Annotated in this window: 28 protein-coding genes and 1 pseudogene; 17 read left to right on the top strand and 12 right to left on the bottom strand. The window is 69.9% G+C overall.

The genetic code is table 11. The annotated features are described in order from the left end of the window. Position 1: 1 nt before the first annotated feature. From ABZ806_RS30010 to fdxA, 3 genes are all read right to left on the bottom strand, one after another. A complete protein-coding gene (locus tag ABZ806_RS30010; protein WP_500220807.1) occupies positions 2–562 on the bottom strand; it encodes a DUF4178 domain-containing protein in 561 nt (186 codons plus the stop codon). 243 nt (positions 563–805) lie between these two features. Further along, positions 806–1,891: a succinyldiaminopimelate transaminase gene (gene dapC / locus ABZ806_RS30005; RefSeq protein ID WP_500220779.1), complete on the bottom strand. Its 1,086-nt coding sequence runs from the start codon at positions 1,889–1,891 to the stop codon at positions 806–808. A gap of 142 nt (positions 1,892–2,033) precedes the next feature. Beyond that, positions 2,034–2,360, bottom strand: coding sequence for a ferredoxin (fdxA, locus tag ABZ806_RS30000; RefSeq protein ID WP_067632891.1), 327 nt, complete (start codon positions 2,358–2,360; stop codon positions 2,034–2,036). A 112-nt stretch (positions 2,361–2,472) separates the two neighbouring features. On the opposite strand from fdxA, the gene ABZ806_RS29995 reads away from it, so the two are divergent. Further along, positions 2,473–2,742 carry a putative acetyltransferase gene (locus tag ABZ806_RS29995; RefSeq protein ID WP_500220778.1) on the top strand — a complete coding sequence of 90 codons (270 nt, stop codon included), beginning with the start codon at positions 2,473–2,475 and terminating at the stop codon, positions 2,740–2,742. Positions 2,743–2,757: 15 nt separating this feature from the next. Here ABZ806_RS29995 and ABZ806_RS29990 read toward each other — a convergent pair whose 3' ends face one another. Next, the gene (locus tag ABZ806_RS29990; protein WP_500220777.1) at positions 2,758–3,756 is read right to left on the bottom strand and encodes a polysaccharide deacetylase family protein; all 999 of its coding nucleotides are present in this window, start codon (positions 3,754–3,756) and stop codon (positions 2,758–2,760) included. Between the two features lie 171 nt (positions 3,757–3,927). Between ABZ806_RS29990 and ABZ806_RS29985 the strand changes: the two genes are divergently transcribed. Then, positions 3,928–4,551: an RNA polymerase sigma factor gene (locus ABZ806_RS29985; protein ID WP_500220776.1), complete on the top strand. Its 624-nt coding sequence runs from the start codon at positions 3,928–3,930 to the stop codon at positions 4,549–4,551. Beyond that, entirely contained in the window at positions 4,548–5,615 is a 1,068-nt protein-coding gene (locus tag ABZ806_RS29980; protein WP_500220775.1) for a CU044_5270 family protein, read from the top strand. Before ABZ806_RS29985 ends, ABZ806_RS29980 begins: the two co-directional genes overlap by 4 nt. A gap of 27 nt (positions 5,616–5,642) precedes the next feature. Here ABZ806_RS29980 and ABZ806_RS29975 read toward each other — a convergent pair whose 3' ends face one another. Beyond that, positions 5,643–6,515 (bottom strand): crotonase/enoyl-CoA hydratase family protein, encoded by an 873-nt coding sequence (locus ABZ806_RS29975; protein WP_500220774.1) that lies wholly within the window; start codon positions 6,513–6,515, stop codon positions 5,643–5,645. A gap of 49 nt (positions 6,516–6,564) precedes the next feature. Then, positions 6,565–6,900, bottom strand: coding sequence for a hypothetical protein (locus tag ABZ806_RS29970; RefSeq protein WP_500220773.1), 336 nt, complete (start codon positions 6,898–6,900; stop codon positions 6,565–6,567). A 58-nt stretch (positions 6,901–6,958) separates the two neighbouring features. Here ABZ806_RS29970 and ABZ806_RS29965 point away from each other — a divergent pair, with 58 nt between their 5' ends. The 3 genes from ABZ806_RS29965 (at position 6,959) to ABZ806_RS29955 (ending at position 9,771) form a co-directional block, all read left to right on the top strand. Further along, the gene (locus ABZ806_RS29965; RefSeq protein WP_500220772.1) at positions 6,959–7,753 is read left to right on the top strand and encodes a class I SAM-dependent methyltransferase; all 795 of its coding nucleotides are present in this window, start codon (positions 6,959–6,961) and stop codon (positions 7,751–7,753) included. 42 nt (positions 7,754–7,795) lie between these two features. Beyond that, positions 7,796–8,455, top strand: a complete 660-nt coding sequence (locus ABZ806_RS29960; protein ID WP_500220771.1) for a hypothetical protein — start codon at positions 7,796–7,798, stop codon at positions 8,453–8,455. A 140-nt stretch (positions 8,456–8,595) separates the two neighbouring features. After that, positions 8,596–9,771 (top strand): alpha/beta hydrolase family protein, encoded by a 1,176-nt coding sequence (locus ABZ806_RS29955; RefSeq protein WP_500220770.1) that lies wholly within the window; start codon positions 8,596–8,598, stop codon positions 9,769–9,771. 45 nt (positions 9,772–9,816) lie between these two features. Here ABZ806_RS29955 and ABZ806_RS29950 read toward each other — a convergent pair whose 3' ends face one another. Beyond that, on the bottom strand, positions 9,817–10,770 hold the full coding sequence (locus ABZ806_RS29950) for a zinc-binding dehydrogenase (RefSeq protein WP_500220769.1): 954 nt from the start codon (positions 10,768–10,770) through the stop codon (positions 9,817–9,819). A 158-nt stretch (positions 10,771–10,928) separates the two neighbouring features. Here ABZ806_RS29950 and ABZ806_RS29945 point away from each other — a divergent pair, with 158 nt between their 5' ends. The 3 genes from ABZ806_RS29945 to ABZ806_RS29935 are packed head-to-tail and all read left to right on the top strand — an operon-like array spanning position 10,929 to position 14,067. Further along, a complete protein-coding gene (locus ABZ806_RS29945) occupies positions 10,929–11,525 on the top strand; it encodes a hypothetical protein (protein WP_500220768.1) in 597 nt (198 codons plus the stop codon). Beyond that, entirely contained in the window at positions 11,519–12,310 is a 792-nt protein-coding gene (locus ABZ806_RS29940; protein WP_500220767.1) for a hypothetical protein, read from the top strand. Before ABZ806_RS29945 ends, ABZ806_RS29940 begins: the two co-directional genes overlap by 7 nt. Continuing rightward, a complete protein-coding gene (locus tag ABZ806_RS29935) occupies positions 12,307–14,067 on the top strand; it encodes a serine/threonine-protein kinase (protein WP_500220766.1) in 1,761 nt (586 codons plus the stop codon). Before ABZ806_RS29940 ends, ABZ806_RS29935 begins: the two co-directional genes overlap by 4 nt. Positions 14,068–14,183: 116 nt before the next feature. On the opposite strand, the gene ABZ806_RS29930 is transcribed toward ABZ806_RS29935, so the two are convergent. Together ABZ806_RS29930 and ABZ806_RS29925 are read right to left on the bottom strand one after the other, a co-directional pair. Continuing rightward, positions 14,184–14,384, bottom strand: coding sequence for a hypothetical protein (locus ABZ806_RS29930; protein WP_500220765.1), 201 nt, complete (start codon positions 14,382–14,384; stop codon positions 14,184–14,186). Then, positions 14,381–14,761 (bottom strand): ATP-binding protein, encoded by a 381-nt coding sequence (locus tag ABZ806_RS29925; protein ID WP_500220764.1) that lies wholly within the window; start codon positions 14,759–14,761, stop codon positions 14,381–14,383. The genes ABZ806_RS29930 and ABZ806_RS29925 overlap by 4 nt, the downstream gene beginning before the upstream one ends. Positions 14,762–14,901: 140 nt before the next feature. Here ABZ806_RS29925 and ABZ806_RS29920 point away from each other — a divergent pair, with 140 nt between their 5' ends. From ABZ806_RS29920 to ABZ806_RS29910, 3 genes are all read left to right on the top strand, one after another. Further along, the gene (locus ABZ806_RS29920) at positions 14,902–15,684 is read left to right on the top strand and encodes a helix-turn-helix domain-containing protein (protein WP_500220763.1); all 783 of its coding nucleotides are present in this window, start codon (positions 14,902–14,904) and stop codon (positions 15,682–15,684) included. Continuing rightward, a complete protein-coding gene (locus tag ABZ806_RS29915) occupies positions 15,672–15,851 on the top strand; it encodes a DUF397 domain-containing protein (protein WP_500220762.1) in 180 nt (59 codons plus the stop codon). Before ABZ806_RS29920 ends, ABZ806_RS29915 begins: the two co-directional genes overlap by 13 nt. Positions 15,852–15,984: 133 nt before the next feature. After that, a complete protein-coding gene (locus ABZ806_RS29910; RefSeq protein WP_500220761.1) occupies positions 15,985–16,596 on the top strand; it encodes a DUF1707 SHOCT-like domain-containing protein in 612 nt (203 codons plus the stop codon). A gap of 2 nt (positions 16,597–16,598) precedes the next feature. Here ABZ806_RS29910 and ABZ806_RS29905 read toward each other — a convergent pair whose 3' ends face one another. Next, the gene (locus ABZ806_RS29905; RefSeq protein ID WP_500220760.1) at positions 16,599–16,916 is read right to left on the bottom strand and encodes a zinc-binding dehydrogenase; all 318 of its coding nucleotides are present in this window, start codon (positions 16,914–16,916) and stop codon (positions 16,599–16,601) included. Between the two features lie 810 nt (positions 16,917–17,726). Here ABZ806_RS29905 and ABZ806_RS29900 point away from each other — a divergent pair. Continuing rightward, positions 17,727–19,025 carry a glycoside hydrolase family 6 protein gene (locus ABZ806_RS29900; RefSeq protein ID WP_500220759.1) on the top strand — a complete coding sequence of 433 codons (1,299 nt, stop codon included), beginning with the start codon at positions 17,727–17,729 and terminating at the stop codon, positions 19,023–19,025. Between the two features lie 436 nt (positions 19,026–19,461). On the opposite strand, the gene ABZ806_RS29895 is transcribed toward ABZ806_RS29900, so the two are convergent. Further along, positions 19,462–19,839, bottom strand: coding sequence for a MerR family transcriptional regulator (locus tag ABZ806_RS29895; protein WP_500220758.1), 378 nt, complete (start codon positions 19,837–19,839; stop codon positions 19,462–19,464). Between the two features lie 72 nt (positions 19,840–19,911). Between ABZ806_RS29895 and ABZ806_RS29890 the strand changes: the two genes are divergently transcribed. Next, entirely contained in the window at positions 19,912–20,640 is a 729-nt protein-coding gene (locus ABZ806_RS29890) for an SDR family oxidoreductase (RefSeq protein ID WP_500220757.1), read from the top strand. 130 nt (positions 20,641–20,770) lie between these two features. Here the strand turns inward: ABZ806_RS29890 and ABZ806_RS29885 are convergent, their stop codons facing one another. After that, the gene (locus ABZ806_RS29885) at positions 20,771–21,181 is read right to left on the bottom strand and encodes a RidA family protein (protein ID WP_500220756.1); all 411 of its coding nucleotides are present in this window, start codon (positions 21,179–21,181) and stop codon (positions 20,771–20,773) included. A 222-nt stretch (positions 21,182–21,403) separates the two neighbouring features. On the opposite strand from ABZ806_RS29885, the gene ABZ806_RS29880 reads away from it, so the two are divergent. The 3 genes and pseudogenes from ABZ806_RS29880 to ABZ806_RS29870 all read left to right on the top strand — a co-directional run bounded on the left by ABZ806_RS29880 (position 21,404) and on the right by ABZ806_RS29870 (position 22,430). Then, positions 21,404–21,748: a hypothetical protein gene (locus ABZ806_RS29880; RefSeq protein WP_500220755.1), complete on the top strand. Its 345-nt coding sequence runs from the start codon at positions 21,404–21,406 to the stop codon at positions 21,746–21,748. Between the two features lie 134 nt (positions 21,749–21,882). Then, positions 21,883–22,038 (top strand): annotated as a pseudogene (locus ABZ806_RS29875) (hypothetical protein); the annotation flags it as partial. After that, on the top strand, positions 22,008–22,430 hold the full coding sequence (locus ABZ806_RS29870) for a DUF3466 family protein (protein WP_500220805.1): 423 nt from the start codon (positions 22,008–22,010) through the stop codon (positions 22,428–22,430). The pseudogene ABZ806_RS29875 and the gene ABZ806_RS29870, both read left to right, overlap by 31 nt. The last annotated feature ends 81 nt before the right edge of the window (positions 22,431–22,511 follow it).

Genomic DNA, 22,511 nt, shown 5'->3' with positions numbered 1-22,511 from the left:
CTCAGCTACCGCCGGGGTAGATCGTCATCGAGCCGGTGGGGACGCGCTCGCCGAGGCCCGCCTCCCACTGGCCGCCGCCGTACTGCTCGAACGACAGGTACTTCCCGCGCGGGCCCTCGTAGTCGACGTACTCGACCCGGCCCTGGACGCCGACACCGGTCGTGCCCTCGCTGGTGTAGTCGGCGGTCCCGTGCTCGTCGCGGCGGTACTCGACGCCGTCCACGACGACGGTCTTCTCGCCGGGGGTGAGGTCGCCGGCGTCGTGCTCGGTCCACCAGACGACTTCGAGGTCGGGATCCTCCTCGACGGAGATCCACACCTTCTGGCCCTCGATGGTGTCGGCGTCGAGGAGGTGCTCGCTCCAGGTGAAGCCGCCCTCCTTCAGCCGCAGCGAGCCGCGCACGAAGTAGCGGGTGCCGAGGTACTCGACCATGTCGCCGGCCTTGAGGGTGCGCGGGTCGCCCGCCACCGAGTCCTCCGGGGCGAACGGGTCGTGCGGTGCCGCCGGGGCGGCGGGGGCGGGGGCGTTCGAACGACGTCGCAGCAGGACAAAAATGAGCACGATCAATGCGACAAGAATCAGTGCGAGAAGGATGACAATCGTTGTTCCGCCCACGGACACCTCCATCGTTTCGTCGACAGCAAGGGCACAGACCAGCGGGATCCTACCGACTGTGGCGTCTCAAGCCCATACCGCGATGAGACGTATCAAATGATCCACGGGTTTCATGTGAGAACGCGTGATCCGATGCGAGGACGGGACCGGAGCCGTACGGAGGGGCCCGCCGGGAGGGGTCCGTCCGGGTCAGAGGCGGGTGGCGGCGGCGGCCACGCGGTCGTCGGTCGCGGTGAAGGCGATCCTGATGTGGCGGGCGCCGGCCGGGCCGTAGAACTCGCCGGGGCCGACGAGGATGCCGAGGGAGGCCAGGTGGGCGACGGTGTCCCAGCACGGCTCGTCCCGCGTGGCCCACAGGTACAGCGACGCCTCGGAGTGGTCGATGCGGAAGCCGTGCCGCTCGAACGCCCCGCGCAGGACGGCGCGGCGGCGCGCGTAGCGGGCGCGCTGCTCGTCCACGTGCGCGTCGTCGGCGAACGCGACCGCCATCGCGGCCTGCACCGGCGCCGGGACGATCATGCCGGCGTGCTTGCGGACCTCCAGCAGCCGCCGCACGATCGCGAGGTCGCCGGTGACGAACCCGGCGCGGTAGCCCGCCATGTTGGAGCGCTTGGAGAGTGAGTTGACCGCGAGCAGGCCCTCGTGGGAGCCGTCGCACACGTCCGGGTGCAGGATCGAGATCGGCGGCTTCTCCTCGTCCCAGCCGAACTCCAGGTAGCACTCGTCGCTGACGACGACCGCGCCCCGCCCGCGCGCCCACGCCACGACCTTGCGCAGGTGCTCGGCGGGCAGCACCTTGCCGGTCGGGTTGGACGGCGAGTTCACCCACACGATCTTCGGGTTCACCGGGCCGAGCGCGAGCAGCCCGTCCGTGCAGACGGGCGTGGCCCCGGCCAGCCGCGTGCCGACGTCGTAGGTCGGGTAGGCCAGCTCGGGGAAGACGACCTTGTCGCCGGGGCCGGCGCCGAGCAGCGTCGGCAGCCAGGCGACGAGTTCTTTGGTGCCGATGACGGGGAGCACCGCGTCCGGGTCGGCGCCGGACACCCCCGCGCGGCGGCGCAGCCAGCCCGCGACCGACTCGCGCAACCGCGGCGTCCCGTACGTCTGCGGGTAGCCGGGCGCGTCGGCGGCCCCGGCGAGGGCCTCCCGGATCGGCGCGGGCGTCGGGTCGACGGGCGTCCCGACGGACAGGTCGACGATGCCGTCCGCGTGCGCGAGCGCCCGCTCCTTGTAGGGGGCGAGCCGATCCCACGGAAAGTCCGGCAGCGTGAACACTGGCCTTGCTCCTCCTCAGCGGACCCGGCGGGCCGCGGCCCTCCCGGAACGGGAAGGCCGCGGCCCGGAGAATCGGCGCGGGAGACCCTCGGGACGCGCCCGCGGGCGCGCCGTCCGGTCCCCCGGCCCGGTTCGTCGTTGCTCAGTCGTCGTGGCTCTGCGGAGGCAGCGCGGCGACGATCGGGTGGTCCTTGTCGATCTTGCCGACCTTGGACGCACCGCCCGGCGAGCCGAGGTCGTCGAAGAACTCGACGTTCACCTTGTAGAAGTCCTTCCACTGGTCGGGGACGTCGTCCTCGTAGTAGATGGCCTCAACCGGGCAGACCGGCTCGCACGCACCGCAGTCGACGCACTCGTCCGGGTGGATGTAGAGCTGACGCTTCCCTTCGTAGATGCAGTCGACCGGGCACTCCTCGATGCATGCCTTGTCGAGCAGGTCCACGCAGGGCTGCGCAATGACGTAGGTCACGTCAGTGACTCCTCTCGGATATCCGGCCCCGCCGCACGTCACGGGTCGCCGCAAGCTCGCTGTGAATAGTATGGCCGCCACGGGTCAGTCGATTCGACATGGGGGTCCTCACATGTCCGCCCGCTTCGCCGCGCGGCTGGTGGTGTCCATCAGTGCCGCGGATGTGGGCCAGCGGATCTCGCTGCGCCGCCGGCTGCCTACGGGAGAGTACAGCGACGTCGTCGGCGTACTCGAATCGTGGTCCGATCAGACCCTTGTAGTGCGCCGCCGCACCGGCGAGCTGGTCGAGGTCCCCGAGGGGATCATGGTCGCGGCGAAGGTCGTCCCGCCGCAGCCGCCGCCGCGCCGCCGCCCCCGCCGAGAGGAGCCGGGGGACGGCTGACGCGGCCGGTCCCGTTCAGCCGGTGCGCGCCGGAACCGGGCTGGACGGAGCGGGGCTCGACGGAGCCGGGCTGCCGGGCACCGGGCCGCCGGACGCGGAGCCGCCGGACGGCGCGCCGCCCGATCCCGATCCCGATCCCGAGTCCGCGGGCGCCGGGCTGCCCGCACCCGGGCTGCCCGCACCCGGAGTGCCGGCTCCCGGGCCGGCGGGCGAGCCGTAGGGCGGCGGTTCCGCCGTCACCTCGGTGGTCCGCTCGCTGTAGGTCTCGCCGGGTTTGAGGTCGCGGCCCTGGAACAGCTCCGACACCGTGACGAACGTGAACCCGCGCTTCTTCAGGCCGTCCACCACCTGCGGGATCGCCTCGACGCTCGTCTTGTGGATGTCGTGGAACAGGATGATGCCGCCGCTCTTCGGCTCCTTGGTCCCGACCCTGACGTCGCGGGCGACGTCGTGGTAGCGCCAGTCGAGCGTGTCGACGCTCCACAGGATCAGCGGCATCCCGATGATGCGCCCGACGTGCTTGTTCGTCGCCCCGTACGGCGGGCGCATCAGCGTCGGCTCCACCCCGCCGGACGCCTCCTTGATGACCTTCTGCGTCCGCTCGATCTGCGACCGCACCTCCGCCGGCGACAGTGCGGTGAGCTGCGGATGGGACCAGCTGTGGTCGGCCAGCTCGTGGCCTTCCAGCGCCATCCGGCGCACCACGGCGCGATGGCTGCCGACGTTCTGGCCCAGCATGAAGAACGTGGCGCGCACGCCGTCCTTCTTCAGCGTGTCGAGCAGGCCCGCCGTGTAGGGGCCGGGGCCGTCGTCGAAGGTGAGCGCCACGCACTTCACCCGGTCGCAATCGATCTTCCTTGGCGGCGGCGGCGTCGGCGACCGGCTCGCCTGCGCCTTGTGGCCCAGCGCGGCGTGTTCCCCGGCCGTCCGCGCCTGCCGCTTGTCGCCGTGGCTGCATCCCGCGATGAGCAGGAGGCCGGCGCCGCCGATAATGGCGAATTTCCTGATCCGCACCACGCACCCCCGAACGTGTCGCTTTCGCGCGGCTAATACCCTCCGTCACGCTGAAGACACACCGCGCTGACATTCCCGAAGCGTGAACTCTGTACGGAGATGCGGGTGAAGACGGGTGACCGTGCGATGTCCGCACGGCGACCGGACGGGAACCGCACAGGACGGAGCCGCATGACCGCGAGCCCACGGGAGGCGCCGGCGGAGGACGCCGAGGACGCTGCGCGAACGGAGGACGACGCGGCGCTGATCGAGCGGTCCCGGGGCGAGCCCGAGGCGTTCGCCGAGCTGTACGACCGCCATGCGCCGTCCATCCACCGCTACGTGCGGCGGCGCCTCGGCGACGAGGCGGCCGACGACGTGGTGGCCGAGACGTTCCTCGCGGCCTTCCGCCGGAGGGAGCGCTACGACCCGGCACGGCCGGACGCCCTCCCATGGCTGTACGGGATCGCCGCCAACCTGGTCGGCAAGCACCGCAGATCAGAGTCGCGGATGCTGCGGGCGCTGGCCCGGACGGGCACCGACCCGGTCACCGACTCCATCGAGGGAGCGGACGCACGGGTCAGCGCAGCGGCCTGCTCGCGGGAACTCGCGGGCGCCCTGGCGAAACTGCCGGCCGGGGACCGGGACGTACTGCTGCTCGTGGCGTGGGCCGACCTGTCCTACCAGCAGGTCGCCGAGGCGCTGTCCATCCCGCTGGGGACGGTGCGGTCCCGGCTGAACCGGGCCCGGCGCAAGGTGCGGGAGGCGCTGGGCGGATCCGACCCGACCGGCATCGTCCAGGAGGAGACGGAATGAACGACCTTGATGAGCTTCGTGAGCTTCGCGCTTTCCGCGGCGAGGTCCCGGCCGCCGACCGCGCCCGTCTCGCGCCGGGCCGCGCGCGGCTGCTGCGGGAGGCGTCCAAGCGGCGGCGGGCCCTGCGCGTCCCGGCGTGGCGTGTCCCGGCGTGGCGGCTCGCCGCGGCCGGCACCGCGGTCGCCGCACTCGGTGTGCCGGGCGTGATCGCCGTCGTGGGCGACGGGCCGCCGGGGGACGGCGGGCGTCCGCCGACCGCCGCGCAACCTCTGGGCGCCACCGCGTTCACGGAGCGCGCCGCCCAGATCATCGAGCGGCGGTCCGACTACCGTCCCGGGAACCACCAGTGGGTCTACCGGAAGGTCTTCCATGGGCAGGCCGGCCGGCGTGCGCCCGAATACGAGGTGCATCAGGAGACCTGGACACGTTTCGACGGGCTGGAGAGCGCCTACTACACCGGGCCGGAGGGCGCCCCAAAGCTAAAGATCGAGGACGAGGGCTACGTTAATACCGGTGGGGATAGCGAGGAGCGGACCCCGCTGCAGTGGAACGTCTACCTCCCCACCCTGCCGAAGATCCCGGAGCAGCTGCTGGCCACAATGCGGGCGCAGGCCCACAAGTACGCTGCCGAGACGGGCGCGGGCGAGCGCGGGTTCCCCGAAGGGCGGGACCAGTGGGTGTTCAGGCGGCTCGCGGGCTTCCTGGCGCACGAGGTGCCGATGCCTGAGCCGGCGCGTGCCTCCATCTTCCGCGGCATCGGGCAGATCCCCGGCGTCGCGGTACGGGAGGACGCCAGGGACGCGCTGGGACGTCCCGGAGTGGCCCTCGTCCGCACCGGCGAGGACGGGATCCGCACGGAGGTCGTGATCGCGTCCGGGTCCTACACGTATCTGGGCAGGCGTGACGTGACCACGACGAAGCAGTACATCCCGTACTCGCCGGAAGTGGCGAGGTCGAAGCCGAAGCCGCGCCTGGAGCCCAGGCTCGTCCCCGCCGGGGAGGTGCTCATCGACACGGCGCTGGAGGCGACGGGCGTCGTCGGCCGGCCCGGGCAGCGGCCCTGAGCGGGCCGCCGGCCGGGCCGGCGGGCGTCAGCGGACGGGCCAGTCGGGGACCTCGGGCGGGAGGTCCTTGCTGACGCGCATCGGGAAGGACGCGTCGCGCTTCTCCAGGAAGGACGACACGCCCTCGATCGCGTCGGCGGCGCCGCCGAGGGAGGCCATGAGTCGGGAGTCGGCGGCGTGCGCGTCCCACGGCGACGGTGCGGACAGGCCCGACCACATCAGCCGCCGGATCGCGGCGACCGAGACGGCCGAGGTGTTGTCGGCGATCTCGCGGGCGAGGGCGTAGGCGGCGGGGAGCAGCTCGTCCGGCGCGTAGACGCGGGAGACGAGGCGCCCGGCGAGGGCCTCCCGCGCGTCGAACACGCGGCCGGTCGCGGCCCACTCCATCGCCTGCGCGATGCCGACGAGGCGCGGCAGGAACCAGCTGGACGCGGCCTCGGTGACGATGCCGCGCCGCGCGAACACGAACCCGAACTTGGCCGTGTCGCTGGCGAGCCGGACGTCCATCGGGAGGGTCATGGTGACGCCGACGCCGACCGCGGCGCCGTTGAACGCGCCGATGACGGGCTTGAGGCAGCGGGCGATGCGCAGCGCGACCGTGCCGCCGCCGTCGCGCGGGGTGCCGTCCTCCAGGACGTCGTCCTCCCCGGCGAACATGTCCCTCGACTTCTCCTTGTCGAAGGTGTCGCCGCCGCCGCTCAGGTCGGCGCCCGCGCAGAACGCGCGGCCCGCGCCGGTCACCACGACCGCGCGCACGTCGTCGTCGGCGTCGATCCGGTCGAACACGTCGAGCATCTCGTTGCGCATGGTGAACGTGTAGGCGTTCATCTTCTGCGGACGGTTCAGCGTGACGGTGGCGATCCCGTCGCGAACCTCGTACTCGATCTCCCTGTACGGCACCTGGCGAACCCCTCTCCCGCTGGACAGAACCCGATTCTAGAACGGTTCTTCAGACGAGGGCCTCGGGGAAGAGGCGGAGGAGGACGTCCCGGCGCCACTCGGCCGGCTCGCGGCCCCGGGGCGGGACGGGGACGAGCGCGCCGTCCGCCGCCGTCGTGAAATTGATCTCAATCCCGGGGGCGATCTCGGCGGGGGGCTCGCCGGTGGCCGCGAGGCGCCGCGCCAGGGCGCCGAGGACCCGCGCCCAGCCGTCCCCGAGGTAGGGCGGCAGGGCCTCGGCGCGCAACTCGGGGAGGCCGCGCGCGGCCAGCCCGATGGTGCGCAGGGTCAGGCCGCCGGGCCCCGCGGCGCCGACGATCCGGACCTCGGACGTGACGTCCGCCATTCGCAACACCGCCTCCCTACAGGACTTTCTCCGATAAATTATGACAGTGAATTGGGCCGTGACGACGTACGACTCCGCCTTCGGGTACGTCTCCGCGCACGGTGCGCCCCTGGTCGACCTGCTCGATCCGCAACCCGGCGAACGGGTCATCGACCTCGGGTGCGGCACCGGGATGTTCAGCGCGGAGATCGCAGAGCAGGGCGCCGAGGTGCTGGGCATCGACGGCAGCCCCGACATGGTCGCGCAGGCGGCGGCCATGCACCCGGGGCTGTCCTTCATCGTCGGCGACGCCCACGACTTCACGGTCGGCGAGTCCTTCGACGCGGTCGCCTCCAACGCGGCCCTGCACTGGATGACCCGCGACCCCGACGCCGTCATCGGGCGGGTGCACGCGGCGCTGCGCCCCGGCGGCCGGTTCGTCGGCGAGATGGGCGGCGCCGGAAACTGCGCCGAGCTGATCGTCGCGATGCAGACGGCGTGGCGGGTGTTCGGCCTCGGCGAACCCGAGCTGCCCTGGTACTTCCCGTCCCCGGCCGCGTACGCGACCAAGCTGGAGGAGGCCGGGTTCACGCTGCGGCTGCTGGAGCACGCCGACCGCCCGACCCGGATGACCGAGGGCCCGAACGGCGCCGCCGACTGGGTCCGCGCCTACGCGGCGCGCGCGCTCGCCGACGTCCCGCCGGAGCTGGTCGACCCGCTGCTCGACCGGGTCAACGACCTGGCCGCGCCGGCGCTGCGCCGCGAGTCCGGGTGGGTCGCCGACTACGTGCGGCTGCGGTTCGCCGCCGTCCGCCGCTCGGACGGCGCCGCCCCGACCCCGTTCGGCCCCCTGGCCACCGACCGCCCCCTCTGACCCGCCGGGTCCTTCGGCGGTCCGGGCGCCTAGTGTGGAGGCATGCTGCGGTTGTACGACCATCGGGCGGGCCGGGCCGAGCCCTTGCCGGCCGGGCCGGGTCTGCGGGTCCAGGTCCTTCCCGGCCCCGGGTACCGGACGCTGGTGGTCGCCGACCTGCTGCGGCGCGTCGCGCAGCGGGCGGGGCGCCACGTCCGGCTGGCGAGCACTCCGCTCGCCGCGGGCGGCGACTACGCGGACTACAGCGTCGCGTCGGTCGAGGTCCTCGGCGAGCCGCTGGCGGACGCCGACCTCTACATCACGGCCGGTGAGCCCGTGGACGCGCGGTGCCTGGTCGTCCCCGCCGAGACCGGCGGGAGGCCGCCGGACGCGCTGACCGCGCGGCTGGCGATGCTGGAGGTCCCGTACCAGGAGCCCGTGGACCTGTCGGACGCGCGGCTGACGGCCGCGGGAGAGCGGCTGGACGCGTGGCGCGGCAGGGTCGCCGAGTGGGCGACGTCCCCCGGCCGCCCCATGAGCCGGGAGTACGCGAACCGGGCGGAGACGGCCCTGGCCGACGATCTGGACGCACCTGGCGCACTCGCCGTCCTCGACCGGCTCGCCGCCGACCCGGACGTTCCGCCGGGCGCGAAGCTGGAGACGGTCGTCCACCTCGACATGCTGCTGGCGCTCGGGCTGGTGGCGGCGATCGGGAGCGCCTGACCACGCGCTGGTCAAGTGCCCGATTTGTACGTCGGTGAGCATCTCCCGGGCCTCCTCGATGGCACCTGCCCGGCAGGTGAACCGCACCGCGGGGTGACCCGGGCTTTCGCGGTCCCTGGGAGAAGCTAACTTCGTATGTCGTGTCGACCGAAGCCCCAGAGTCACCGGCCCCGACGTCGCCCGAGCCGCCGGTCCGCGCGCGGCGCCGCCGCCGTGCCCGCCCGCTGATGGCGGCGTTCGCCGCGTTCGCCGTGCTGCTGTTCGCGGCCGTCGGCGGGGTCGGCTGGTATTTCGCGGGGGTCGCGATCGAGGTCGACCACTCCGCCGAGTACCCGCTGACCATCGTGGACACGACGGACGGCACCGTCACGCTCCCCCGCGCGCCGGTGACGGAACGTCCCGGAACGTGGGCGCTGGTCTGGAAGGGCGGGCGGGCTCTGCTCGGCCCCGTCGTCGGCGGCGACCGTGACCACGTGGTGCGGAAGGTGACGTCGGTCGTCTCGGGTTCGCTGCGGAAGGGCGCACCGGCGGCCATCGACCACTGGATGTACGACGGCGACCCCAGGACGGCTTTGGAGTTGCCCTTCGAGGACGTCACGTATCCGTCCCGGGTGGGGCCGATGCCTGCGTGGCTGATCCCGGGGTCGTCCTATAAGGGGACGTGGGTCATCGCCGTCCACGGACGGAACGCGGACAAGGCGGAGACGTTCCGTGTCATGCGGCCCGTGCACGAGATGGGTCTGCCGATGCTGTCCATCGCCTACCGGAACGACGTGGGCGCGCCTTCGTCCGGCGACCGGAAGAACCATCTGGGCGACACGGAGTGGCAGGACGTCATCTCCGCGATGGGCTACGCGCGCGCACACGGCGCGACCGGTGTCGTCCTGTACGGATGGTCGATGGGCGGCGCGATGGCCATGACGGCCCTGCGGAAGGACCCGTCGTTCGTGCGGGGCATCGTCCTCGACTCCCCCGTCCTGGACTGGAGCGCCACCCTCGACAAGCAGGGCGACGCCCGCAACCTGCCCGGCTTCATGACGGACGTGGCCAAGCAGGTCCTCGAATGGCGCATCGGCATCAACCTCACCGACTACGACCAGCGCCGTTTCGCGCCCCGGCTGCGCACGCCCGTCCTCATGTTCACGACGAACGACGACGCCACCGTCGCCAACGGCCCCGCCTACACGTTCGCCAGGACGTCCCCGCCCGGCATGGTCACGCACATCTCCACACCGGGCGACCACACCGAATCGTGGAACGTCGACCCGTCCGCCTACGAACGCAACCTGGGATCCTTCCTGAAGAGGATCGGTTAGGCGGCCGGCCCGTCAGGCAGCCGGCCCGTCAGGCGCGGCGGACCGTCAGGCGCGGCGGACCTCCAGCAGCGTCTTGCCGACGGTGGAGCGCGACTCGATGGCCCGGTGCGCGTCGGCGGCGCCTTCGAGGGGGAAGCGCTGGCCGATGACGGGCCGGAGCCGTCCCTGTGCCGCCTCGTCGAGCGCGCTGATGGTGAACTCGCGGAGCTGCTCTGGCGTGGCCGTGGGACGGACGAGCGTTACCTCTCGTTCGGCCGCCTGCTCCTCCGGGATGCTCGCCCACTCACCGGACGCCAGCCCGAAGCTGACCATGCGCCCGTTGGGCCGGAGCAGGGTGAACGCCTCGCGCGCCACGTCGCCGCCGACCCCGTCGAAGACGACGTCCACCCGTCCAGCCTTCCCGGCCCAGTCAGGCTCGCGGTAGTCGACCGCCTCGTCCGCGCCGAGGCGCAACGGCATCTCGGTCTTGTGCGCGCCCCCGGCCGCCGCGACGACCGTCGTCCCGCGGGCCTTCGCCAACTGCACGAGCAGCGTCCCGACCCCGCCGGCCGCCGCCTCCACCAGCACCCGCTCCCCCGGACGCGGGTCGGCCGCACTCAGCATCATCGTCGCCGTTCTGCCGTCGGCGAGCAGCGCGACCGCGTCATCGAGCGCCAGGCCGTCCGGGACGTCGAACAGCCCCTTCGCGTCAACGGCCACCTTCTCCGCGTAGGCGCCCGTGCCGCCGGTGCTGCTGACGACCCGCCGTCCGACGAGTTCTTCGTCCACTCCGGCACCGACCGCCGTCACCACGCCGCCGACCCCGTTGCCGGGGATGACGGGCGGCTCCAGCCTCACCGGCGCCGGACCAGTCCCCGCCCGCATCTGCGTCTCGACGAACGTGATGTTGACGAACTCGACCTCGATGAGCGCCCGGCCCTCACCAGGCACCGGATCCGGCGCCTCCCCAGGGACGAGCACCTCCGGCCCACCGAACTCCTTCAGCCACACCGCACGCATGTGAACCCCCTCCGATCAGCGGTAGCTCCCCCAGACTGCTACCTCAAGCAAGGTCGAGGTCAACTCGTTCGCAACGAATCCCTTTTCTCACCACACGAGGCTCTGTAAGCTTTCGCGCGAGTTCTGCCCCCGTTGTCGGCTGCCGCTCAAGGAAGACGATGCGCGCCCGGTTGGTACGTACCTCCACGCTCGGGTCGCCCCGCGCCGCCTCCGTGCTCGTCACGGCGGCCGCCGTGTGCGCGGTCGCCGGCTGCGGCTCGTCCGGCTCGTCCTCGAACGGGGAGTTCGCCCCGAACGGCTCGTTCGACACCGCCACCGCCGCCCCCGCCCCGGCCGCAGTCGCCCCCTCTGCCATCCCGACGGCGGAGCTCTACAAGACCGTTCTCCAGCGGTATCGCGCCTACCAGGACGCCTACAAGAAGGCCTACGACGCCAACGACCCGTCCGGTTTGGCCGACGTCGCCATGGACCCCCTCCTCACTGAGGTCACCAACGACGTGCAGGCCACCAAGGCCAAGGGCGTCATCTTGCGCTTCACGAACACCTTCAACCCTCGCGTCTACGCCCGCTCCAAGGACAGCACGAAGGTCTACGTCATCGACTGCATCCGGACCCTCGCCGCCTACCGCTACTCCGCGAAGACCGGCGAGAGACTCGATGGTGGACCGGGCGTGGCCCGCCTCCAGCGGACGACCCTCCAGTACGACTCCGGCGTGTGGAAGGCCGCGGCGACCGCCCAGGACAAGACATGCTGAAGGCAGGCAGGGAAGGACCGACCATGCCTCCCAACCCACCCACTCGACGCCGTGCGGCCTCCTGCATGGTCATCGCTGCGGCTCTCATCGCGCCTGCTCTGGCCGCCGTCCCAGCCCTAGCCGATGATTGCGGAGCCTCAAAGAAGCTGTACTGCAACCCGAAGACAAGCAAGACCATCACCACGGGTGGAGGCGGCGGGACGGGCGGAGGAGGCGGCGTTTCCGGGCCTGTCGCGCCACCCGCCCCAGAGGGGCTGACCGACAACGAGGCGGTGGACGCCGTCAACGGCCCAGGCGGTAATGCACCACCGGCCCAGGCACCGCCGACCACGTTGCAACTCGTCGACGAGGCCCTCACCACCAAGGGCTTCCCCGTTCCCGTAGTGCACACCGCACCGAACGGGAAGACATATGTGCGTGTTCGGACAGCTCTGTGGGTGGACAACTTCGACGTCGTGCAAACGGAGCCGGTGAGCGCGGGCGACCAGACGGTCCAGGCGACGGCGAAGCCCGTTTCAGTCAGATGGAACATGGGCGAAGACGAGTTCACCTGCAAGAGCGCCGGCAGCAAGGACGGCAAGTCCTGCAACTACACCTACAAGCAGTCCTCCGCCAGGAAGCCGGGTGGAAAATACTTGATCACCGCGACCATCACCTGGAACGTCAGCTGGACATGTGAGGGTGATGACTGTGACGGCCCTGGTGACGATCTGGGGCAACGCCCCATCTCCTCGGAGCCCACACCACTGGTCGTCAGCGAGATCCAGACCAACACGGGCCAGTGACACACCGCGAACATCGGCTGCCAGGGTTCGTCGAGCTCGCGGAGTTGGGAACGGGGGCCCAAGGCGAGGTCGTACTCGCCCGGCACGAGTCCGGCGGCGGACCAGTCGCGATCAAATACCTGTCCCCCGATTTTCTCGGCAACACGGCCGCGAGAAGTGTCTTCCGAGCAGAGGCCCAGATGCTCAAGCGGGTGAACAACCCGCACGTGGCGCGATTACTCGACTATCTGGAGTCGCCATGGGGTGCGGCGATCATCTTGGAGGCGGTGCCTGGACGCGCGCTTCGCAAGGTACTGGACGAGCATGAAGGGGCGCTGACCCCCGAGGCCGCTTTAGCGATACTAAAGGGCTCACTGCTCGGCTTGGCGGCAGCCCATGCTGTAAAGGTCGTCCACCGCGACTACAAGCCGGGGAATGTGCTCGTCCAGGACAACGGGCAGAGCAAGCTCATCGACTTCGGCATCGCCGTTCTCACCGGGCAGGGCGGCCAAGCCGGGACGCCCGCCTACATGTCCCCGGAGCAATGGGCGGGCGAACCCGCCACTCCGGCGACCGACCTTTACTCGGCAACGTGCGTGTTCGTCGAATGCATCACGGGCAAGAAACCTTTCAGCGGCACGACTCTCGCCGAACTGAAGACCGCACATGACGAAGGCTTCACAGCGTTCGAGAGCGTCCCCGAGCCATTGCGTCCTCTAGTCCGACGAGGTCTGGCGAAAAGACCAAGTGATCGGATCTGGAACGCGTACGAGTTCGTCAGCGAGTTGGAATCGGTCGCTGCACGGGCTTATGGACCCGATTGGGAACGGCGGGGTTTCCTCGCACTCGGCGCGGTCGCCGCGACCGTCGTGACGGCCGTCCCGCTGGCAATGCTCGGCGGCACCCTCCTGGCCCCTGGCGCGTCCGCAACGGGCGCCGCGGCATCTATGGCGGTCGGCCACATTTCTACCGGCCTCGCGCAGAGCGCCACCTCGGTGGACGTCATGGCGAAAACCGGCGCCTCTGCGTCCAAGGGCTTCTTGAGCAAGATCGGCGGGGCGAAGGGCGCCACCGGAATCGTAGTCGCCGGCGTGGGCGGCGTGATCGCGGCATGGCTGCTCTGGCCCGGCCCGAGCGTGGGCGGGACGAGCCACGCCGGAGTCCACGCGTACTTCACCAAGCCGGGCGTGCTCCTCGGGCAGTCCTACCTGCCCGCCTCCGAGACCCCGTACATCGACTTCAAGTATTCGCTCACCCCGGCCAGGGCCAAGACCGGCACCGAAGTACGCCTCGTCGAGGAGTTCCGAGGACGCACTCCCGGAGGCCTCTACTACACCCCGAGCGGTGAACGTCAATGCTTCGGACCCGACCCAAAGCTGCCGAAGACCCATGGGTACGACTGGGCGATAGGACTCGGTCAGGACCAACTCGATGTCCAAAGCTCGGACTACATCGCCTTTTACCGCATCCCACCGGCCAAGCAGAACGGCATCCCCCAGAAGACAACGGATGCCATCATTCTCCCCGCTCGCAGCGACACGGTCGGCGAACAGCAGCCGTTCGTCCAGGCGGAATGCGCCAACATAAGCCGTTGGACGACCACGTCCAGGATCGTTCTTCCAGATCACGACCTCCTGCCACCCGGCAAGTATCTGGTGACACCGCATGCACCGATGAAGGTGACCAGAACCCTGCGGGATAACAAGGCGATCCCTCCGGAGTCGGCGGGAGCGCGGATCGACGGAACGCTGCCGGTGATCGAAGTACTGAACGGCTGACACGGGTCCGGCACCAACCCGGTCTCGAGCGGCTCGTTGGCGAACCCCGCAACGCGGCCATACGGCCGCCTCCCACACCATGGCCGATGCGGGCCGATCACGGTCGCCGGCCGCTGTCACAGTGCGCACACTCGCACTCGCCGCGCGGTGAGTTCGTCCGGGAACTGGGTTTCACCGTTCATCGCCGCCGCCAGCAGATCCGGCGACGAGGCCATGATGAGACGTCGCCCAGCCACCCGCCACATACCGCTGTCCATCCAGACGACCCACCCGGGAAAGCGTCTACGCAGATCGGCCAGCAGCTGGGCCTCGTTCACACGGGCCCCTCGGGCAGGAGCGCCCACACCGCCTTGCCGCCACCTCCGAGCGGCTGGGCACCCCACTCCTTGACGAGCGCACCCAGCATCGCCAGCCTGCGACCGTCCTCGCTCAGCAGTTCCGCCGAGGCGGCGACCGGCAGGACGTCGGACGAGTCGAAGACCTCCATGACCGTCCCCTTGTCCGCCTGAACGAGCCGCACCCTCGCCGTGGTGCTGCCGGTGTGCCGCAGGACGTTCGTCACGAGTTCCGACACCACGACCTTCGCCACGTAAGCGTCCTGGACCCACTTCTCCAGAACGTCCCCGACCCAGTCCCGGGCCACCTTGATCGACTCGCCCCGAACCGGGACAACGATCTCCGCGGGCTCCTGCATGAAACGATCACCTCCGAGTTTCGTGACTCAACGCACAGAATCCACTCCGAGGAGTAATCTGACTATGCAAGCTCCGAACCGCACACCGAGGACTTAAGACCACTTAAAAACGGTTCAGATCTGCTGGAGGTCCCCCCGCCATGGCCAAGCGCAAGCCATCCCCCGCCCTCAAGGCTTTCGGTGCAGAGGTCAGACACCTGCGAGAAGAGGCGAACATCACCCGTACGGAACTCGCCAACCGGGTAGCGGTCACGCCCTCGTACATCTCGCAGGTCGAGAGCGGCAACACGCGCTGCCGCAAGGATTTCGCCCAACGTCTGGACCAGGCACTGGGCACGGGCGAGCAACTCACGACGGCCTGGACCAAGCACCTCCGCACCGCCAACTACCCGAAGTTCTTCGCCGACTACACCCAGGCCGAAGCCACGGCCGAACTCCTACGCGCCTACGAGGCAACATTCGTGACCGGGCTTCTACAGACCCCGGAGTACGCCCGCGTCCTCCTCCCCAACGAGGCCACCCTCGATGGGCGACTCAGACGCCAGCAGATACTCTCCCGCGAGTCGCCGCCGAAGCTCATAGTGGTCATGGAGGAGAGCGTGCTCATGCGGGAGGTGGGCGGACCGGAGGTGATGCGGGACCAGTGCGAACATCTGCTGAGGATGTCGGAACGGGACAACATCACCATCCAGATAGCCCCGATCGCGTACTACCCCGGCGTCTCCGGCTCGTTCAACATCGCCAGCCAGGCAACTGGGGAAGAGTTGGCTTCTCTCGAGACATCCACCGGAGGAGTCACAACTGACGACCCAAGGGATATCTTGACCACCGTCGGCGGGTTCGCGGAGTTGCAGGCGCACGCATTGAGTGTCAGCGACTCCCACGACTTCATACGAAAGGCGATGGACCGATGGACGATCTGACCTGGCGCAAGTCCCGGCGAAGCAACGACCACGGTGGTGCCTGCGTCGAACTGGCTGCCCTGACCAAGGGTGTCGGCGTGCGGGACTCCAAAGACCCGGACGGACCCATAATCCTCCTCGGCCCCACCGTATTCCGCGCACTCCTGACCGACCTCAAGCAGCAGTAGGCCCGGCCGCGGACGGGCAGCTCTGGCTGGAGGGCCGCTGCGTTCGGGTGGCTCGGCGATGCGGCCCGGCGGTAGGGGTGACGTCCGGTTCGAGCTGGGCGGTCTCGTCCGCTGGCCGCTTATTCTTGTGGCCATGACTGCCCAGCCCCCGGAGTCGTCTCCGCGTCCTGCTTCGTCAGGCGAGCTTCGCGCTTCTCATGCCGATCGGGAGGCGGTGGTGGAGCGGTTGCGCGATGCGGCGGCCGAGGGGCGCATCGATCTCGATGAGCTGGATTCGCGCGTGGAGCAGGCGTTGCACTCCAAGACTCACGCCGAGTTGGCCGTCCTGACCGCCGACTTGCCGAAGCCGGACGCCCCCGTCGAACGGTTGCCGCTGGTGCTCAAGGGCGGCCTGCACGGCGCGTCTCGCGGCCCCGGGCGCTGGGAGGTTCCCGAGCGGGTGATCGCGCACGGAGGTCTGGCGGGTGTGAAGATCGACTTCACCCGGGTCGAGTGCCGTCTCGCCGAGGTCGCGGTGGAGGCGTACGGGGAGGCGGCGGGTGTCACGATCGTCATCCCCGACGGCTGGGCCGCGGACACCGCCGGCATGGATCCCGGCCTCGGCGGCCTGAAGGACAAGACCACTTCCGACCGGCTCCCAGGCACCCCGCTGATCCGGCTCACGGGGTCCGGCGGCGCGGCAGGAGTGGTCATCCGCCACCCCAACCGCCGGGAACGGCGCAAGCTGCAGAACAACCCGGCATAGGGCTAGGACGCGCACCGAAGTGCCGCCGGGCACCTCGGCAGCGGACATCCGCGTGCCCGACCCACTCGGGCACCGTCGCCCGCCAAGTGCAGCACCACGTCCACGCCCTCGGGAGCGACGGCGCGGACCTGCCCCTTCAGGTCGCCGGTGTAGTCGACCGCCCGCACCTCGGCACCGGTCAGGCCGGTGACGAAGTCGGCCTCCGCGCCGGGACAGGCGGTGGCGATGACGCGCGCGCCGCGGGCGACGGCCAACTGCACCGCGAGCGCACCGACCCCGCCGGTCACGCCGGAGACCAGCACGGTGTCGCCTTCGGTCACCCCGGAACCAGCAGGGTGATCAAGGCACCCCAGCTTTACGGGAGGCGGGCTCTAGACCGATCCGCTCTGTGTGAACGGGCAGTAGACCAGGGGGACGGTTTCGTCGCCAGTACGAGCGGGCGGCAATGGTCAGCGCGACACCGTACACGGCAAATGCGGCCTTGCCGATCCAGCCGACCAACAACGCGTCACCCGTGCTAGGGAAGTCCCCGCGCCGCATCGTGACGGCACCGGCCGTGGCCAAGGCGGGATAACCGATCCCGACCACCCCGTACGGAGCGAGGGTGGCGGCGCCGATGCCAGGACTCCAGGGCGAGCCAGATCCCCGAGGCGCCGTTGCGCTCGGAGATCGCGACGATCTCGGCGCCGGTCGTCCCGGCGAAGGTACCGCCAATCAACGGTCCATCTGCGAATGTAGTACCTGAGGCCGGCGGAGAGGGATCTGCGACGGCGCTGGCAGCGACAGGGTGAGTTCACCGGATCGTTCATCGCCGGATTTCATGTGTTTCACGCGTGTCACCAGTACATTTCATGGCGCTTCCACATCGTTCTGGGCAGTCGTGCGTCTTGCAGGTATACACGTCACATGCACGAATGCGTCATACCTGCATGCCGCCGATGAGTGCCACGCAGCGCCCATTCCGGCGTAGGAGAAGTGGCCGATCATTGAGATGGCCGGTGGATCATCACCGCGTATGGCGGGCTGCCCCCAGGATCGGTCGGAGGCGCCGCCCTGGCATTCATCGACGCCTCATACGGAAAGGACGGGTCATGTCCGATCATCCGCGGGGTGACAGCCGCTGGCGAGCGGTGATCGCCGCCATCGCCGTCGCCTGTCTCGCCGCCGCCGGCCTGGTCGTCGACGGCCGGGCGATCGCCGGCACGCTGTCCGGCACGCTCTACCGCGATCCGGACTCGCAGGTCGTCCGATGGGTCGCGGCCAACCCGAACGAAGCACGGACCCCTGTCATCCGCGACAGGATCGCCAGCCAGCCGCAGGCGCGCTGGATGTCGGTGTTCAAGCCGGACACCGTGACATCGGAGGTCTCCTCGTTCGTCAACGCGGCGAGCGCGGTGAACCAGACTCCCGTACTCTCGGTGTACGAAATCACCAACCGCGACTGCGGCGGCGCCAGCGCCGGCGGCGCCCCCGACCTCGGCCAGTACCAGCAGTGGATCACGAAGTTCGCGCAGGGTCTGGGCGGCCGTGCGGTCATCGTCATTCTGGAGACCGACGCGCTCGCGCTGCAGACCTGCCTGGACGGCTCCGAACTCGCGGCGCGCAACCAGGCGCTCACCCAGGCGGTACAGACGATCAAGGGCGCCGACCCGAACGTGAAGGTCTATCTCGACGGCGGCCACTCGGCCTGGAACTCCGCCACCGAGCAAGGCGGCCGGCTGAAGGCCGCCGGTGTCCAGTACGCCGACGGCTTCTTCACCAACGTGTCGAACTTCCAGCCGTTGTCGAACGAGGCGGCGTACGGCCGGTCGATCATCTCTTACCTGCAGTCCCAGGGTATTTCCGGCAAACACCAGGTCATCGACACCAGCCGCAACGGCGGGGCCGTCGGTGCCCAGGGCGACTGGTGCGGCGACGACAACACCGACCACCGCATCGGCACCTACCCGACTATCAACACCGGCGACCAGAACATCGACGGCTACCTGTGGGTCAAGCCGCCAGGTGAGGCGGACGGCTGCGCCTACGCGGCCGGATCCTTCATCCCCGACCTCGCCTACGACCTCGCGAGCACCGCGCCCGATCCGCCTGCCTCGTCCAGTCCCTCGCAAACTCCGACTCCCCCGCCGGGCGGTGACGCCTGTACGGCGACCTACCTGACGGTGAACTCCTGGGAGGGCGGCTTCCAAGGTCAGGTCTCCGTCACCGCCGGAACCTCGGCTATCAACGGCTGGAAGCTGACCTTCTCGCTGCCCAGCGGCGTTTCGATCAACCAACTCTGGAACGGCACGCTGACCACCAGCGGATCCACCGCCACCGTCACCAACACGACGTGGAACGGCGTACTCGCCCCCGGCGCGTCCGTCCAGGTCGGCTTCACGGCCACTGGTACGGCCTCATCGCCCAGCCCTACCTGCACCTCACCGTGAACGGCACACTAAGTCTCACGGTGTGACGGCCCCGGCGCCCCGGTCCGGTAGAGCGTCTACCAGACCGGGACACCGGCGCCGTCGGATGCCGGGCACCCGCCACCCGGCTGCACCGCCCGATCACTCCGTCCGCACAGGTCAGGCAAGGTCTCCGCCGAGCAAGCCACCAGATCACCAAAGACCCGTGGCGGCTCGTCGTCGGCTCGGCGGTTCTGAGACGAATCGGCAGCAACATTGGCCGGCAGGGAAATCGGGCGTGATACGGACGATTCTGCATACAATGGCGCTGTGAAACTCGTTCCGACATGAAGATTCGGACTTTGCATCGGCCACTGGCGCTGTTGCGAGTGACGCCTATCGGAAAGCAGAACGAGGATGGTGGGAGCGCTGAGTACTCCAGCCGTAGATCGCTGGTGCGACGTCCGACCGACCGCGCTTACGGGTGCGTGTCTGTGATCGTGATGACCTCGTCGAGGCGGTCCAGGGCATCCTGCAGGTCGTCGACCTTGGCCTGGATGCGATCGCGCTCGGCCCGCAGCATGGCTCGTTGCTCGGCGTCGGTATGCCCAGAGTTCCAGCACGGAAGGAGTTCCGCGATCCTTCGGCTGGTCAGACCGGCGGCGAACATCTGCTGGAAGAAGCGAACCCGAGGGATGGCGTCCTGCCGGTAGAGGCGCTGGCCTGATGGGCTGCGCTCCGCGATGAGCAGCCCCTGCTGCTCGTAGTAGCGCACGGCGCGTACTGAGACACCGGCACCCCGTGCCACCTCGCCGATGCGAATCAGCCGCTCGCCCGCGGCCTGCCCGACGGTCATGGTGATTCCTCCTCCAGGCCCTGATGGCCGGCACTTGCCTCTGACGTTAACGTCAGGTTTTAGTGTACCGGCATGGACATCAACAACTCGGTCGCCCTTGTCACCGGAGCCAACCGCGGCCTGGGCCGCGCCTTCGCCCAGCGCCTGCTCGAACGGGGCGCCCGCAAGGTCTACGCGACGGCCCGCCGGCCGGAGACCGTGGACCTGCCCGGGGTCGAGGTGCTGCCCCTCGATATCACCGATCCCGCATCCGTGAAGGCCGCCGCCGAGGCCGTCCCGGACGTCTCACTGCTCATCAACAATGCCGGGATCCAGACGGGGACCGACCTGGTGACCGGTTCGCTGGACGCGGTACGGCACGAGCTGGAGACCAACGTGTTCGGGCACCTGGGAATAATCCGCGAGTTCGCGCCGGCGCTCGCCGGGAACGGCGGGGGTGCGATCGTCAACGTCCTCTCCGCCATGTCGTGGTTCGGGGGCAAGGGCTCCAATGCCTACCACCTGACCAAGGCCGCCGCCTGGGCCATGACCAACGGCGTCCGCCTGGAACTCGCCGAGCAGGGCACGCTCGTGACAGCAGTGCACCTCGGCCTGGCCGACACCGACATGGCCGCGGGCTGGCCCGTGGACAAGATCACGCCGTCGGATCTGGCCGACGCGGCGCTCGACGGTGTCGAGGCGGGCTCCGCCGAGGTCCTCGCCGACCAGTGGAGCCGGGACGTCAAGTCCCGGCTGCCGCTGACGCCAGAAGAGTTCAACGCCGCGATGGACCGCGCCCTGGCGGCGCTGATGGCGGCCTGACTGGCCTCGCGGCGGCGGCAGTTGCGGGCGCGGGCGATGGGGCACCTCTACCCGACGGCGACCTGGACGGTCTCCCGTCATACGGCTGACGGGGAGCTTGCTCGACCCCGTGCCACCACGCCCAAAGGGGTCAGGCGGGCAGGGCGGCGGTGAGGTCCACCTCGACGAGCTGGTCTGGGAAGCCGAGTTGCGCGACGCCCAGGAGGGTGCTGGCGGACGTGAACGCTGGTCCGAGGGCGGAGGCGGTGAGCCGGCTCCACGCGGTGCTCAGGTCGTCCCGGGCGTCGCTCCGCACGTAGATCACCGAGCGCACCACGTGTTGCGGCCGGGCGTTCACCGCCGCGAGGGCGGCGAGCGCGTTCGCGACGATCTGATCGACCTGCGCTTCGATGGATCCGGGGCCTACGACGGAACCGTCCGGGTCGAGGGGGCACTGTCCCGCCAGGTAGGCCGTCCGCCCGGCCTCCACGACGGTGATGTGGTGGTAACCGGGCGTCTGGTGCAGCGACTCGGGATTGATGCGGGTGATCTCGGCTGTCATGGCTGCGAGTCTGGCCAAGATGCCGTGAGCAGCGCATCGCATTTTCCCGAGCACACTGCTCAGGCCAGGTCGGCGGCCGTCATCCCAGGTGGATCTCGGCGCTCCAGGTCGCTGACCCGTAGCCCAAGGTGCAGCATGCGCATGACCCGGCAGCCTGCCCCTAAGGCCCCGGTAAGGGTTTCGGGCGACCGAAACGCCTTGGCCGACACCATGATCGTGGACATGTCCATTTCCCGTTTCACCCGCCGCTCCGTCGTGGCCGCCATGGTGGCCGCACTGGCCGGGACCATGGCCGCCGCGCCCGCCCACGCCGACCAGCAGACCACCTACACCTATGTCGATCTCGGGTCCGAGCCCGGCTACGCGTCCAGCATCGCCAACGACGCCAACGCCGCCCGCATCGTGGTCGGGTCGTCCGACAACGGCGTCGTGTGGCAGGACGGTGAGATCGGCGGGCTTCCCATGGTCACCGCGTGGGCGTCAACGATGCCGGCAGCATCGTCGGCAGCGCCCACAGCGGCGCCTCGAACCAGCCCCCGCACGCCGTGGTGTACCGGGGCGAACTAGTCGACCTCAGCGCCCCCTACGGCGGCGCCGCCGTTGCCAACGCCGTCGACATCAACCAGGCCGAGAGTGCGGCCGGGGTGTTCCGGGGTAGCGGGGAGCCGTCCCGCGCCGCGGTGTGGGACGCCGGCGGCGCCATGCGCACCCTGCCCGGCCTGGGCGGCGCCTCCTACGGCACCGAGAGCGAGGCCGCGGCGATCAACGACGACGGGCAGGTCGTCGGCACCGCGGTGACGAAGTCCGGGGCCAAGCACGCCGTCATCTGGGAGAACGGCACGGTCAAGGACCTCGGCACCCTGGGCGGCGGCTGGCCCGCACCGGCGCCACGGACGTCAACGACCACGGCGTGGTCGTCGGCGACTCGCAGAAGTTCACCGGATACACGCACGCCGTCCGCTGGACCGACGGGAAGATCACCGATCTCGGCACCCTCGGCGGCCGGGCGAGCTTCGCGGGCGGGGTCAACAACAAGGGCCAGATCGTCGGCATCTCCGACACCGACTCCTCCAGCGGAGCCGGGCGGCGCGCCTTCATCTGGGAGAACGGCAGGATGACCGACCTGAACAAGGTCACCGCCAACCTGCCCAAGGGGACCGTCCTGTACAGCGCCAACGCGATCAACGACGACGGCGTCATCGTGGGCACCGCCTCGCCCCGCGCCTTCATGCTCATCCCCGACAACTGATCCGGTAGGCGCGGGATCCCAGCGGCGCGTCCGTCTCCCCGGACGCGCCGCCAACCCAGACCCGCCAACCCGGCCGCAAGA

Source organism: Spirillospora sp. NPDC047418, assembly GCF_040643275.1.
Taxonomy (GTDB): Bacteria; Actinomycetota; Actinomycetes; order Streptosporangiales; family Streptosporangiaceae; genus Spirillospora.
The sequence above is the reverse complement of the archived record's forward strand: the minus strand, read 5'-3'. Positions and strand labels throughout refer to the sequence as shown.